This window comes from Methyloversatilis thermotolerans (genome assembly GCF_000372885.1).
GTDB lineage: Bacteria > Pseudomonadota > Gammaproteobacteria > Burkholderiales > Rhodocyclaceae > Methyloversatilis > Methyloversatilis thermotolerans.
In genome coordinates this window covers 3294042-3306187 of record NZ_KB889967.1, presented here as the reverse complement: position 1 = coordinate 3306187, position 12146 = coordinate 3294042, and the positions used below count along the sequence as shown (strand labels likewise).

Here is a 12146-nt window from a genome sequence, read left to right as displayed (position 1 = left end):
AGCGGATCGCGTGCATCGCGGCGGCATGGTTGCCTGCGACAAGGCCGGAACAGAACGGAGTCGGCGGCCGCAGCATGCCGCACCGCCGCTCCTGGCCGCCCGGCGTACGCGGTACCCGGATTTGCGCGCGCTAGCGCCCGAGTACCGACGCCAGAGTCGCCACGACCGCGACCAGCAGACCTGCCCCGGCGAGTGTGAGCACACGCACGCGAAGCTGCAGCGCATCGGCCTTTGCGATGAGCTGAGCGTTCTGTTCCGCCAGGGTACGTATGAGTTGCGACGATGCGAGCGCTTCCTTCTGCAGCTCGACCACCGTTCGTTCCAGCGCCGCGATGCGATCGCCCTCCGGTTCGCCCGGGTGGACGGCAGGGGCCGCCTCGTCACGGCCGCGTTTCCTCGCCACCCTTTCCCACAGCGCATTTGCGCCTTGCACCACGCCCGGTGCCGCCGCGATGACATCGCCCCAGGGCACCGCCTTGACCGCTCCTATCCAGCTGATGGCCATACAGATCCTCCTGCCCGCCGGCACGGCTCGAAGCCGCACCTACCATTTGAACAGATCCACCCCTATGGTGAACATTACGCCAGCGGTGCCCAGCAGCGCGACCTGGGCATTGAATCGATCCACCTGATAGCCGATCGCCGGGATGACTGCAAACGCCACGCCATCGTGGTTGAAGGGAATCTTGTCCTCGTAACGCCCGGTGTAACCGACCAGGGCACCCGCGGTCACCTTGGCGTAGAGATTGGGGCTCAGGCCGTCGAGATCCCAGCGCTTGCCGGCGTAGTAATACTCGGTCGGCTGACCGAACGAGTTTCTCAGGATGGAAGCCCCCGCCAGCCATTGCGACGGCGCCATGTATTCCACGCCGATCAGGCCCGGTGTGTTGTCGTGCTCGGGATCGCTGTCCCAATGCAGGACGTAGGGAGCGAATTGAAGTCCTATCGTGTGGCCCTTGTCCTGCGCATGCGCCGGTGACGCGCAAAGGAACAGGCCAAGTGCCGGCAGACCGAATGCCCGTGCGCCGGATGTCCATCGCAACGGGTCGAGTTTCTTTTTCATGGGGATACGTGTGAAGCCGGTGGGTACCGGATGGGGCACGCATCCTGCCCGTGATGTTCCCATCCGCCATGATGCGGATGTTGCCGGATGTATCAGCGCGCTGCGCCGATCCGGCGCACGAGCAACCGGTCGAGCGACCAGCCGCCCGGCCCGAAACCGACCAGAAGCAACAGTCCGAAGCCCCACGCGAAGTGCGACTGGATCGCGGCGGGGCATTCGAATCCCCACAACGCCGGGTAGGCCAGAACCGCCACGGCATTCACCACGAACAGCCCCAGCGCGGCAAAACGGCCGGCCAGTCCCAGTACGAGAAGTACCGGCAGTGCGAGCTCACCCGCGGTGCCCATGAAGGCGGCCAGCGGCGGCGGCAGCACCGGTACCGCGTACTCTTCGGTAAACAGGAAGAGCGTGGTGTCCCAGTCGGCGATCTTGGTCAGGCCCGACTTGAAGAACACCGATGCGAGATACAGCCGCAGCAGCAGCAGCAGCGCGGGCTGCAGCACATCGGCCAGACCAGCGACCCGCTCGGTCACCGCACGCAATCGATGCAAGGCATTCATGGTCATTTCTCCCGTACGGATGCCGCGAGCCAGCCGTGGGCGATGGCGCCCGCCAGGCTTGCGGCCAGATCAAAACCGGATTGCAGCGCGCTGGCGGCATGCCAGCCCTGCTCGATGCTGCCGCCTGCAGACACGACGGCCCAGAACGCATGCTCGGCCTGCGTCACCGCGATGACCCTCACCCGCAAGCCCTCCCGCCACACCACCGCGCACTCGCCGCGCGCCAGCTCGACCTGCGGATCACGATCGCTTTCCTGATGCTGCGACCAGATATCGACCACCGGCCACGCACTTTCCAGAAGCGCGAATCCGGGCGTGCACCGCAACGTGGACACGGCCAGCTCATCGATGCTGGAAGCGGCGAATACCGTGTGATCCGCGGGCTCGCAATCGGCAGCCATTGACGCCGCATGAACCCGCCATTCGAGTCGTGCGACATCCGGCAGATAGGGCAGCGCACGCGCCGGCTCGAAGCCGTCGAGAAAGTCGGCGAACAACAAACCGTAGCGATTCAGATCACCGTCGCGCGATGCGATCGCCACCCGGTAATGACGCACCAGCGCCTCGAAACCCTGCGCTCCGACCAGCCTGGCGCAGACCGGATGACTGAGTTCAAGCGCAGAGACCGCATTGGCAATCGACGTCCTGCGATAGATCGACAGCAGCGCCCGGTTGCGCGCCGGCTCGCCCGACAGGCGATGAAGCAGGGCATCGTCGCCACCGGGCGTCAGCAAGGCAGCGGCGAAGAGCCGCTGCGATTCAAGCAGCGTCGACATCGGCCATCTGCCTCGCATCGATGCCGTCGGCACGCGCCGCTTCGTCGACCAGGACGTCCAGCGCCGGCAGAGCAGTGTCCCACTCGATCAGCGCGGGCGCCTTCACACCTCGCCGTCTCACCTCGCTGAACAGCGTCCACACCGCTTCGCACACCGCTTGTCCATGCGTATCGATGCGACCGTGCTCGGTGATTTCGTGTCCTGCCAGATGAATTTCGCCGACCGCGTGCAATGGCAGGACATCCAGCACGCCTCGCGCATCCTCGTCGAAGTTGCAGGCGTTCACGTAGAGATTGTTCAGGTCGAGCAACAGCCCGCAACCGGTGCGGCGCACCAGGTCCGCAAGGAAGTCCGCCTCGGTCATTTCGCTGTCGGCAAAGCGTACGTAGGCCGACAGGTTCTCGATCAGCAGCCGGCGCTTGAGCCGGTCCTGCAAGGCCGACACGCGTGCGGCAACGCGATGCAGCGCTTCAGCGGTGTACGGAAAGGGCAGCAGATCGTTGAAATGCCGGCCGTCCACGCGGCCCCAGCACAAATGCTCGGAAACGAGCACCGGCTCGACACGCTCGACCAGCGCAGCCAGACGTTCCACATGGCCGTCGTCGTCGGCATCGGCCGACGCCAGGGCGAGACCGACGCCATGCAGGCTGAGCGGATAGTGCTCGCGCACCCGCTCCAGCACGCGCAGAGCGGCGCCGCCGTCGTGGAAGTAGTTTTCGCTGTGCACCTCGAGCAGACCGAGCGGCGGCAGCGACTGCACGAGTGCGGTGTAGTGCGGCTGGCGCAGGCCGATGCCGCAGCGGGGGATGGGGTTCATGGCTTGAAGCATGTCACCGGGGCATGCGCCCCGGATACCGGACAACCTTACTTGCCCGGCGGCATGGTCTTGCCACCCATCTTTTCGCAGGTGCCGGCCGCGACGAATTTCCATTCGTTCGGATCGTTGTCGGTCTTGGCCTGGCCGGCGCAACTATGGCTGCCATTGGCCGATGCGCAGTCATTCGCGCCCTTCTTCGCAACCCCGAAACATTTTTCCTTGTCCTTGCCTTCGGCGGCGGATGCGGTCTGGGTAGCCACGCTCATGGCCAGTACCGATGCCAGTGCTGCGCCAAGTGCGACGGATGCCTTCATGGTGCTCTCCTTCATGGGTGGTTGAAGCCGGCCGATCCGGCTTTCGTTGCAGTAGACCGCCTGCCGCGGCAGACCTTACATCGACCAGGCAGGGTCGCACAGCCCCTCACCACAGCCAGGCCGCACCGCGCACACCCGACGCATCGCCATGTACGGGCGGCAGCAATCGCGTGACGATGGAATCGGAGAACACGTGCGGCCGCCACAGTTCAGGCACCGTGCGATAGAGCCGCTCGAGCCGCGACAGACCTCCGCCGAGCACGATGACATCCGGATCGAGCAGATTGATCACACCCGCGAGCGCGCGAGCCAGACGCTCTTCATAGCGCTGCAGCGATGCAACGCAGTCCGTATTCCCGGCCATGGCGGCCTCGGCGATATCGGCCGCAGACATGTGCGCGCCACCATGGCGCACATGATCGGCAGTCAGCGCCGGCCCGAACAACCAGGTTTCGATGCAGCCGGTGCGTCCGCAATAGCAAGGCTGCGCCTGACCGTCGCCATTGCCCGCCCCGGGCAGAGGGTTGTGGCCCCATTCGCCGGCCACACCGTTGGCGCCGGCGAGCACGCGACCGGCAATCGCGATGCCGCCGCCAACCCCGGTGCCCAGGATGACGCCGAATACCACCTGAGCACCGCTGCCCGCACCATCGACCGCCTCGGACAAGGTGAAACAGTTTGCGTCATTCGCCAGACGAACTTCACGTGCGAGCGCAGACTCCAGATCCTGCTTCAGCGCCCGGCGGTTCAGGCAGGTCGAGTTCGCGTTGCGCATCAGTCCGTCGCGCGGCGAAATCGATCCTGGCGTGCCCACCCCCACGCTGCAGCGGACGTTCACCGCGATCTCGGCGTCGCGCACCATGGCGGCGATCTGGGTTACCGTGGCGAGGTAGTCGCCGCCAGGGGTTGGGCGCCGGTCGCGCATACGGACCGCACCGAACTCATCGAGTACGACCAGTTCGGTCTTGGTTCCGCCCAGATCGATGCCTATACGCATGACGCCTCCGGCGCAAGGCGCGCGAAAATGGTGTTCATTCCGATATCTGCGCAAAGTGGAGCTGCATTCATGATCGTCACCTTCAAATCCCGGGCCACGGCCGATACCCTCATGTTCGGCGAAAACGCGGAACAGTTGCTGCAGGCGATCGGCAAACCTTTCGAGGCGCGCGGAATTATCACGCTGGAACAACTTCCGGCCGCCATCGCGGCATTGAAGGCGGCGGTGGCCGCGAGCCGCGAGACCGAGCGATCGGTAGCCGAGGACGACGACGAAGACCGGCCGCCTGCGATGCTGATGCCGGTATCGCTGGCACAGCGAGCGGCGCCCCTGGTGGAGCAGCTCGAGCGCTCGCTGCAGGCCGGCGAGCCGGTGATCTGGGAAAGCTGACGGCGGCGGGCAGATGGGCGACCTCCCGGACAGCGATGTGGACCCACGGCCTGTGATGGACACCGCCCGGCTGACAGAACTCGGCAAAATGGTGGGTGGCTCACTGGATGTGGTGCTGTCTGCCTGGGCGGAGGACACCGATGCCCGTCTCGAGCAACTTCAGCACGCGCTCGAGCAGCGGGACATCGAGTCCGCACGTCTGTGCGCTCATGCGATAAAGGGCAGCAGCCTGAACGTGGGCGCCGCAAGAACGGCAAGTGCGGCGCGCGAGCTCGAACACGCCCTGGACGCGCAGCATCCGGATTGCGCTGCAGCATCGATCACGCTGGCAAAGCTGCGCGGGCAGTACGAAAATGCGGCCCGTCTCATTCGAGAACGACTGGATTCATGACCGAAGAACTGCTGCTGGACGACCCCGCCCCGATCGCCCCCGACATGCCCTCCGAATCCGAATGCTGCGAGTCCGGCTGTGACCGCTGCGTGTGGACGGTGTACCAGGAACACAAGCTCGACTACGAAAGACGCTACGCCGCCTGGCTGCTGCGCCATCCCGAGGCGCGCCCCGGAATCTGATTCCACGCGCGCAGACAAAAAGACCGGTACGCCCCGGAAAGAGCGTACCGGCCCGGTTCATCGCGAAAGCTGGCGGCAATCAGCCGTGCGGCGACCCCACCGTGGTCTTGTTGATGAACACCGCGCGGTCTATCGGCACCACCCAGACCAGTCCATCTCCGGTCTGACCGGTGCAGGCGATGTTGATGATGCGCCTCACGATGTCATCGACCATTTCATCGGGCGACACGATTTCTATCCTCACCTTGGCCGAGTAATCGGTCAGCTCCTCCTTGATGTTGTGCGGCACATGGGTCTTCGGCGCGCCGAAACCCTCCACCTTGCCCACCGTCATGCCCGGAAAACCGGGCATTTCACGCAGCACAGTGCGCAGCTTGGGCAGCTTGTTCGGCCGGATGACGGCCCGAATTTCCTTCATGTCGCGTTCTCCATAACCCTGCGGTGTGCGCACACCGCCCCGCCGGGCAGGCGGCAGGTCGATGTGGCGCATCCATTTGTCAAGCTCAAGCTTCGAACGGCTTGTCGTCGAACCATGTATACAGCGCAGGCACCACCACCAGCGTGAGCAGCGTGCAGGTGATGAGCCCGCCGATCACCACGATGGCAAGCGGGCGCTGCACCTCCGAGCCCGGCCCGGTCGCGAACAGGAAGGGCACGAGGCCCAGCATCGCTACCGTCGCCGTCATCATGACCGGCCGGAAACGCATCTTCGCGCCCTGCACGACAGCCTGCATCAGTTCCATGCCCTCGTTGCGCAGGCCCCGGATGTAGGACACCAGCACGACCCCGTTCAGCGTGGCGATGCCCCACAGCGCGATGAAGCCCACCGATGCCGGCACCGACAGGTATTCCCCACTGACGAACAGTCCGACCACACCTCCTATCGATGCGAACGGCAGCACCGTGATGATGAGGGTGGCAAAGCGCAGCGAACCGAACAGCAGGAACAGCAGGAAGAAAATCGCTGCCACCGTGATCGGCACGATGATGGACAGGTGACCCAGCGCGCGCTCCATGTTCTGGAACTGCCCACCCCATTCGAAGTAGTAGGCCTCGGGCAGTTGCACCTGGGCTTGCACCTTCTGCTGCAGCTCTGCCACGAAACCGCCGAGGTCACGATTCGCGACATTGATGCCGATCACGATGCGGCGCTTGCCGGTTTCGCGCGAAATCTGCGCCGGGCCGTCGCGCACGTCGATGGTGGCCAGGCTGGACAGCGGAATGCCCGCACCATCCGGCGTGGGCACCAGCAGGTTGCGGATCGCCTCGATATTGTCGCGGAAGCGCTCCGGCAGACGGACCACCGCTGCGAAACGACGCTCGCCCTCGAACACATCCGTCACATGGCGACCGCCGATGGCCGCTTCGATCAGATCGTTCACATCACCGACATTCAAACCGTAGCGCGCAATCGTCCGCCGATCAATCTCCACCGTCAGGTATTGCTGTCCGGTGACGCGTTCGATCTTGATTTCGCTGGCACCCTGGATGGTGCGTGCAACCCGCGCAATCTCGTCGGCCTTGGACTTGAGCAGGTCGAGGTCGTCACCGAAAATCTTCACCGCGACGTCGGCGCGCACACCGGTCACCATTTCATCGACGCGATCGGAAATCGGCTGCGCCATGATGATGTTGACGCCCGGCAGCGCGGTGAGCTTCTCGCGCATGGCTTCCTGGATGGTTTCCTGGGTCCAGCCCTCGGGCCACTCGTCGCGCGGCTTGAGCGAAACGATGGGGGTGGATTCGTTCTGCGACTGCGGGTCCGCCGGCGATTCGCCGCGACCGACGCCGGATACCGCAGACTTGACCCCGGGCACCTCCATCACCAGACGCATCGCTTCGCGCTCCATGCGCAGCGATTCCTGCAGCGAAATGTTCGGTACACGGTCCATTGCAGGCACCACCGAACCCTCCTTCATTTCCGGGATGAAGGCGGTGCCGAGCAAGGGCAGCAACAGGACCGCGCCGACGAAGGCGGCCACGGCAAGCGCCACCGTCTTCCTGGTGTTCTTCACTGCCCATTCCAGCATCGGTACATAGGGCTTCTTCAGCGTCCGGATGAGCCAGGTATCGTGGTCGCCCCCCCCCTTGAGCATGTAGGAGCACAGCACGGGAGTGAGCGTCAGCGACAGCACCAGCGAAACGGCAAGCGCGATGGCGATGGTATAGGCGAGCGGAGCGAACATCTTGCCTTCCATGCCCTGCAGCGTCATCAGCGGCAGGAACACCAGGATGATGATGCCGATACCGAAAATGACCGGCGTAGCCACTTCCATCACTGCGGACAGGATGACGCGGATGCGGCTCTCGCCCTCTTCCTTGGCATGGCCCAGGCGCTCGAATGCGTTCTCGACCACCACCACCGATCCATCCACCATCAGACCGATGGCGATGGCCAGCCCGCCGAGCGACATCAGGTTGGCGGACAGGCCGAGCTGGTTCATGAACATGAAGGTGACCAGCGGCGTGATCACCAGCGTGGAAATCACGATGACCGACGAGCGCAGATCTCCGAGGAAGAGGTAGAGCACGATGACAACGAAGATGACACCTTCGATCAGCACCTTGATGACGGTGGCAAGCGCCGCGTCTACCAGTTCGGAACGGTCGTAGTAGGCCTCTATCTTCAATCCGCCCGGCAGCATGTTGTTGTCGTTGATCTCGGCCACTTTCTTCTTGATGTCCGACACCACGGCCTTGGCATTGCCGCCGGCCATCATCATGACGATGCCGCCGACCGCTTCGGTGGTGCCGTTCTTCACCACCGCACCCACCCGCACCGCGTGGCCGAATGTCACGTCGGCGACATCGCGTATGTACACCGGCGTACCGCCCGTCTCCTTCACCACGATGAGGCGGATGTCGTCCAGGTCCTTCACCAGGCCGACGCCGCGTATCAGGTACTGTTCGGCGTTCTGCGGCAGGATGCCGCCGCCGGCATTGGCATTGTTGCGTGCCAGCGCCTCGTACACATCCTTCACCGTGATCTGGTAATGGCGCAGCCGGTCCGGATTCACCAGCACCTTGTACTGCTTCTGATAGCCGCCCTGCGAGTTGATTTCGGCCACGCCGCGTGTGGACCGCAGCAGCGGTCGCACCACCCAGTCCTGGATGGTGCGGCGCTCGGTCAATTCCTGCTGCGTCAGTTCGCGATCCCCGTCGTCCGGACGCACCAGCGTGTACTGGTACACCTCGCCCAGACCGGTAGACACCGGGCCCAGCACGGGCACCACGCCATCGGGCATGCGGTCGCGCACCTCGAGCAGGCGCTCCATCACGAGCTGGCGCGCGAAGTACACATCGGTCTGGTCGGTGAACACCAGGGTGATGAGCGACAATCCGGGCTTGTTCAGCGAGCGCATCTCGACCAGGCCCGGCAGGCCGGTCATGCCGATCTCGATCGGCACCGTGATGAAACGCTCGACCTCTTCCGGCGAACGCCCGGTCGCATCGGTAGCGATCTGCACCTGCACATTGGTCACGTCGGGGAACGCATCCACCGACAGCTTGCGCGCCGCATCCAGGCCGAAGGCCAGCAGACACAGCGCGACGACAACGAGGACGAGACGCTGCTTGAGCGCCCCGCGCACGAGGGATTCAATCATGGCGGCTCCAGTTCATCGGTTGCGCGGAGAGGCGACTTCGTGCGGCACTCATTCGAGTTCCTTGCGCTTGCGCTCGTTGTTCAGATGAAAGGCGCCTTCCACCACCACCGGCGTGCCTTCGGCCACGCCGCCCAGAACCGGTCTCATGTCACCGATCGCCGCACCCAGCGCCACCTCGGTCAGGCGGTACTGCTGCGGGCCGACCTCGACGAACAGGTAGTCCTTGTTGTTTTCGCGCACGATGGCGGTGGCCGGGACCGCGAGGCGTGCGGTCGGACGACCTTCGATCATCACGGTGGCCAGCATGGCGGGCTTGAGCGAGCGGTCGCTGTTGTCCAGCTCACTGCGCACCATGACGGTACGGGTGGCCGGATTCACCGTATCCGCGATGAAGATGAGCTTGGCGGTGAGCTGCTGGCCGAGCGCCGGAATCTCGACCTGGATGTTCTGTCCCGGGCGCACCGCGGCCGCCTGCTGTTCAGGCACTTCCGCCTCGACCCACACGCGCGACAGATCGGCCACCGTGAACATGACTTCGCTCGGCTGCACGACCTGGCCCTGGGCCACGAGGCGCTCGACCACGGTGCCGCCCATGGTGGCGACCACCGGCGACACCGAATTGATGGTGCCCTTTTCCGACAGCTTCTCCAGCGACTTCGAGGACACGCCGAGCACGCGGAGCTGGTCGGCCGCGGCGCGCTGTTCCGCGAGCGAGATCGCCAGTTCGCTCTCGCGTCGCTGCAGTTCGGCACTGCCGATCACGTCCGCCGCGAACAACTGCTGCGCGCGCTCGACATTGCGCTGGTTGAGCTGTGCCTGTGCGCGCGCCTTCATGTAGGACAGTTGCGCCGCGCCCAGCTCGGTACTGTTGAGCACCGCCAGCGTATCGCCCACCTTCACCGGCTGACCCAGCGTCGCCACCAGTTCGGTGACGCGCCCGGTCACCGTCGCACCGATGCGGGTGACGCGCTGTTCGTCGAAGTCGACCTGGCCGGCCACGCGCAAGGTGTCGGACAGCTCGACCTTGCTCACCTTGCCCATCTTGATGATGTTGCCGAGGTTGTCGCCCGCCGTGACCAGGTTGGGATCGGCCGGCGCCTGCGCCTGGGATGCTGCCGGTTTGTCGGCATCGCCGTCTGAACATGCGCCAAGCAGGAGCGAAGCACCGACCAGTGCTGCGCTGAGGACCGGGAATTGGATGCGTTTCATTTTGTGCACTCGGATCTTGAGGAATTCTGTTCAGTGGCTCAGCGCAGGGCGCCCAGCCGCTCGATTTCGGTGACCGCATTGATCAGTTCGTAGCGGGCGCTGATCAGCTCGTTGCGGGCGGCACGGAACACGCGCTGCGCGTCCAGGAAATCCAGGATGCCGCGCTCGCCGAACTTGTAGGCGGCTTCGGCCACCTTGAGTGCGCCCTCTGCTTCGCGCAGGATGCCGTTCTCCAGTGCGGTGATCTGCATGCGGGACAGTTCGTACTGACGGTAGGCAGCGTCCAGTTGCTGCTGAAGTTCGAAGGTGCGGCCTTCCAGCGCCATGCGGGTGCGTTCGCCCTGTGCAGCGGCCTGGGCAATCGGCCCCTGACGACGATCGAACAGCGGCACCGTCACCGCCACGCCAATCTTGTTGGCTTCGTATTCGGGATCGCGGTCATAGCCCAGGCGCAAGGACACATCCGGCATGCGGCGCAGCTTCTCCAGCTCGAGCTGCTGTTTCGAACGCTCGATTTCCGCCTTCAGCCGCTGCATGTCCGGATTGGTATCGAGCATGGTGTCGCGCAACTGGTCCAGCGGCGGCAGCGTCAACTCGCTTGCCAGCACGCCATCCACCTCGAAGTCCGCCGGCACGCCTCCTCCCACCAGCGCGCGCAGCCGCGCCTTGGCCTGTGAAATGCGCAGCACGGCGGCATCCGCGTTCTTCTGCGCATTGAGCAGTTCCGTGTCGGCCTTGATCAGCTCGTAGCGCGCCGCTTCGCCGGTATCGACCCGCACGCCCACGCGATTGCGTATCGCCTGCGCCAGTTCCAGGTCCTCGCGCGCGGCGCGCAGCTCGCTCTCGTATCTCACGACGAGGAAGAACGCCTGCTTCAGGCGGGCCAGCAGATCGATCTCGAAGGCCTGCGCCCCGGAACGCGCCGACGCGACGCCCGCTTCGGCAACACGCAACCGGGCATCGCGCTGTGACGGGTAGTCGAAGCGCTGCGACAAGGTGACCGAAGCGAGCGAACCGGGCGCCAGCCCCGGGCTGCGCGCATCGCGATCACCACCGGACACTTCGATCTCCGGATTGGGATAGGCGCGGGCAGTCAATGTGTCGGCCTTGCTCACGTCGACGTCGGCACGCGCGGCACCCAGGGTGGCATTGCCGGACAGCGCGAGCGATCGCAACTGGTCCAGCGTGAAGCGTTCGGCTGCCATCGCAGGAATGGACAGGCCGAGCAGAAGCACGAGGGCAAATGCTTTTCTTTTCATGGGTCGAATGCCCTGACAAATATGGAAAACGGCGAAACAGCGGGCAACGCCTGCCACATCCGGCAGACGTTTGGCGGAGACCAGGCTCCGCCGGAGAAAGCGCTTTGCTCAGGCCAGTCTTGGTGGCCGGAGAAGCACGCGCGAAGCGTGTGGATCGAGCAGTGCGAGAAAGCCGGCCACCCATTCCGGACGGGCCTCGCGCGCGGGACGACGACGGACTTCCGCCACGAAGTTATCCGGGGGATCACCGGCAAGCTCGAACTTGTGCATCAGCACGCCATAGACATCGGTCGGCGCGAAATCAGGCGTTTCGACGACTTCGCATTCCACGCACTCCTGTGGTGCATCGGCGAGCGCCGACGCGCCAGGCCATTGCAGATGAACCGCGAGGGCCAGCACCAGTGTGATGAACAGCAGAGGGAGACGGGTATATGTCATCAGGCGCGTCAGAACGCATGAACGTAGCCGGAGTTCCTTGCGCAGGAAGCCCGGCGCGGCGCGGACGCAAGTCGCCGCGGCATTACTGTGAATGAAAACACATCTTAATGAAACCATTGTTGCCGGCTGCACTGCAACACGAAGT

15 protein-coding genes are annotated in these 12146 nt (G+C 64.6%); 3 read left to right on the top strand and 12 right to left on the bottom strand.

What is annotated here, in order from left to right:
- Positions 1 to 130: 130 nt before the first annotated feature.
- The 7 genes from A3Q7_RS0115090 to A3Q7_RS0115060 all read right to left on the bottom strand — a co-directional run bounded on the left by A3Q7_RS0115090 (position 131) and on the right by A3Q7_RS0115060 (position 4527).
- Positions 131 to 505 carry a hypothetical protein gene (locus tag A3Q7_RS0115090; RefSeq protein ID WP_018412737.1) on the bottom strand — a complete coding sequence of 125 codons (375 nt, stop codon included), beginning with the start codon at positions 503 to 505 and terminating at the stop codon, positions 131 to 133.
- Positions 506 to 544: 39 nt separating this feature from the next.
- Positions 545 to 1063 (bottom strand): hypothetical protein, encoded by a 519-nt coding sequence (locus A3Q7_RS0115085; RefSeq protein WP_018412736.1) that lies wholly within the window; start codon positions 1061 to 1063, stop codon positions 545 to 547.
- A 92-nt stretch (positions 1064 to 1155) separates the two neighbouring features.
- A complete protein-coding gene (locus tag A3Q7_RS0115080; protein ID WP_040570698.1) occupies positions 1156 to 1623 on the bottom strand; it encodes a DoxX family protein in 468 nt (155 codons plus the stop codon).
- A gap of 2 nt (positions 1624 to 1625) precedes the next feature.
- The gene (locus tag A3Q7_RS0115075; RefSeq protein WP_018412734.1) at positions 1626 to 2399 is read right to left on the bottom strand and encodes an HvfC/BufC N-terminal domain-containing protein; all 774 of its coding nucleotides are present in this window, start codon (positions 2397 to 2399) and stop codon (positions 1626 to 1628) included.
- Positions 2383 to 3216, bottom strand: a complete 834-nt coding sequence (bufB, locus tag A3Q7_RS0115070) for an MNIO family bufferin maturase (RefSeq protein WP_018412733.1) — start codon at positions 3214 to 3216, stop codon at positions 2383 to 2385. Before bufB ends, A3Q7_RS0115075 begins: the two co-directional genes overlap by 17 nt.
- A 47-nt stretch (positions 3217 to 3263) precedes the next feature.
- A complete protein-coding gene (locus tag A3Q7_RS0115065) occupies positions 3264 to 3530 on the bottom strand; it encodes a BufA1 family periplasmic bufferin-type metallophore (protein WP_026224884.1) in 267 nt (88 codons plus the stop codon).
- A gap of 106 nt (positions 3531 to 3636) precedes the next feature.
- Positions 3637 to 4527: an ROK family protein gene (locus A3Q7_RS0115060; protein ID WP_018412731.1), complete on the bottom strand. Its 891-nt coding sequence runs from the start codon at positions 4525 to 4527 to the stop codon at positions 3637 to 3639.
- Between the two features lie 69 nt (positions 4528 to 4596).
- Between A3Q7_RS0115060 and A3Q7_RS0115055 the strand changes: the two genes are divergently transcribed.
- The 3 genes from A3Q7_RS0115055 to A3Q7_RS0115045 are packed head-to-tail and all read left to right on the top strand — an operon-like array spanning position 4597 to position 5490.
- Positions 4597 to 4917: a DUF1840 domain-containing protein gene (locus A3Q7_RS0115055; protein WP_018412730.1), complete on the top strand. Its 321-nt coding sequence runs from the start codon at positions 4597 to 4599 to the stop codon at positions 4915 to 4917.
- Between the two features lie 55 nt (positions 4918 to 4972).
- The gene (locus tag A3Q7_RS19965; RefSeq protein ID WP_232417997.1) at positions 4973 to 5308 is read left to right on the top strand and encodes an Hpt domain-containing protein; all 336 of its coding nucleotides are present in this window, start codon (positions 4973 to 4975) and stop codon (positions 5306 to 5308) included.
- A complete protein-coding gene (locus tag A3Q7_RS0115045; protein ID WP_018412728.1) occupies positions 5305 to 5490 on the top strand; it encodes an oxidoreductase-like domain-containing protein in 186 nt (61 codons plus the stop codon). The genes A3Q7_RS19965 and A3Q7_RS0115045 overlap by 4 nt, the downstream gene beginning before the upstream one ends.
- A gap of 79 nt (positions 5491 to 5569) precedes the next feature.
- Here A3Q7_RS0115045 and A3Q7_RS0115040 read toward each other — a convergent pair whose 3' ends face one another.
- The 5 genes from A3Q7_RS0115040 to A3Q7_RS0115020 form a co-directional block, all read right to left on the bottom strand.
- On the bottom strand, positions 5570 to 5908 hold the full coding sequence (locus A3Q7_RS0115040; RefSeq protein WP_026224883.1) for a P-II family nitrogen regulator: 339 nt from the start codon (positions 5906 to 5908) through the stop codon (positions 5570 to 5572).
- An 85-nt stretch (positions 5909 to 5993) separates the two neighbouring features.
- On the bottom strand, positions 5994 to 9095 hold the full coding sequence (locus A3Q7_RS0115035; RefSeq protein WP_018412726.1) for an efflux RND transporter permease subunit: 3102 nt from the start codon (positions 9093 to 9095) through the stop codon (positions 5994 to 5996).
- A gap of 48 nt (positions 9096 to 9143) precedes the next feature.
- The gene (locus A3Q7_RS0115030) at positions 9144 to 10304 is read right to left on the bottom strand and encodes an efflux RND transporter periplasmic adaptor subunit (RefSeq protein ID WP_018412725.1); all 1161 of its coding nucleotides are present in this window, start codon (positions 10302 to 10304) and stop codon (positions 9144 to 9146) included.
- Positions 10305 to 10342: 38 nt separating this feature from the next.
- Positions 10343 to 11563: a TolC family protein gene (locus tag A3Q7_RS0115025; RefSeq protein WP_026224882.1), complete on the bottom strand. Its 1221-nt coding sequence runs from the start codon at positions 11561 to 11563 to the stop codon at positions 10343 to 10345.
- 108 nt (positions 11564 to 11671) lie between these two features.
- Positions 11672 to 12001: a hypothetical protein gene (locus A3Q7_RS0115020; protein WP_018412723.1), complete on the bottom strand. Its 330-nt coding sequence runs from the start codon at positions 11999 to 12001 to the stop codon at positions 11672 to 11674.
- Positions 12002 to 12146: the final 145 nt, after the last annotated feature.

What these genes read in the sequence shown, in the direction of transcription:
- A3Q7_RS19965 (WP_232417997.1), top strand. Translation starts at nt 4,973, where the DNA reads ATGGACACCGCCCGGCTGACAGAACTCGGCAAAATGGTGGGTGGCTCA.
- A3Q7_RS0115085 (WP_018412736.1), bottom strand. Translation starts at nt 1,063, where the DNA reads ATGAAAAAGAAACTCGACCCGTTGCGATGGACATCCGGCGCACGGGCA.
- A3Q7_RS0115035 (WP_018412726.1), bottom strand. Translation starts at nt 9,095, where the DNA reads ATGATTGAATCCCTCGTGCGCGGGGCGCTCAAGCAGCGTCTCGTCCTC.
- A3Q7_RS0115065 (WP_026224884.1), bottom strand. Translation starts at nt 3,530, where the DNA reads ATGAAGGCATCCGTCGCACTTGGCGCAGCACTGGCATCGGTACTGGCC.
- A3Q7_RS0115055 (WP_018412730.1), top strand. Translation starts at nt 4,597, where the DNA reads ATGATCGTCACCTTCAAATCCCGGGCCACGGCCGATACCCTCATGTTC.
- bufB (WP_018412733.1), bottom strand. Translation starts at nt 3,216, where the DNA reads ATGAACCCCATCCCCCGCTGCGGCATCGGCCTGCGCCAGCCGCACTAC.
- A3Q7_RS0115060 (WP_018412731.1), bottom strand. Translation starts at nt 4,527, where the DNA reads ATGCGTATAGGCATCGATCTGGGCGGAACCAAGACCGAACTGGTCGTA.
- A3Q7_RS0115025 (WP_026224882.1), bottom strand. Translation starts at nt 11,563, where the DNA reads ATGAAAAGAAAAGCATTTGCCCTCGTGCTTCTGCTCGGCCTGTCCATT.
- A3Q7_RS0115090 (WP_018412737.1), bottom strand. Translation starts at nt 505, where the DNA reads ATGGCCATCAGCTGGATAGGAGCGGTCAAGGCGGTGCCCTGGGGCGAT.
- A3Q7_RS0115080 (WP_040570698.1), bottom strand. Translation starts at nt 1,623, where the DNA reads ATGAATGCCTTGCATCGATTGCGTGCGGTGACCGAGCGGGTCGCTGGT.
- A3Q7_RS0115075 (WP_018412734.1), bottom strand. Translation starts at nt 2,399, where the DNA reads ATGTCGACGCTGCTTGAATCGCAGCGGCTCTTCGCCGCTGCCTTGCTG.
- A3Q7_RS0115020 (WP_018412723.1), bottom strand. Translation starts at nt 12,001, where the DNA reads ATGACATATACCCGTCTCCCTCTGCTGTTCATCACACTGGTGCTGGCC.
- A3Q7_RS0115030 (WP_018412725.1), bottom strand. Translation starts at nt 10,304, where the DNA reads ATGAAACGCATCCAATTCCCGGTCCTCAGCGCAGCACTGGTCGGTGCT.
- A3Q7_RS0115045 (WP_018412728.1), top strand. Translation starts at nt 5,305, where the DNA reads ATGACCGAAGAACTGCTGCTGGACGACCCCGCCCCGATCGCCCCCGAC.
- A3Q7_RS0115040 (WP_026224883.1), bottom strand. Translation starts at nt 5,908, where the DNA reads ATGAAGGAAATTCGGGCCGTCATCCGGCCGAACAAGCTGCCCAAGCTG.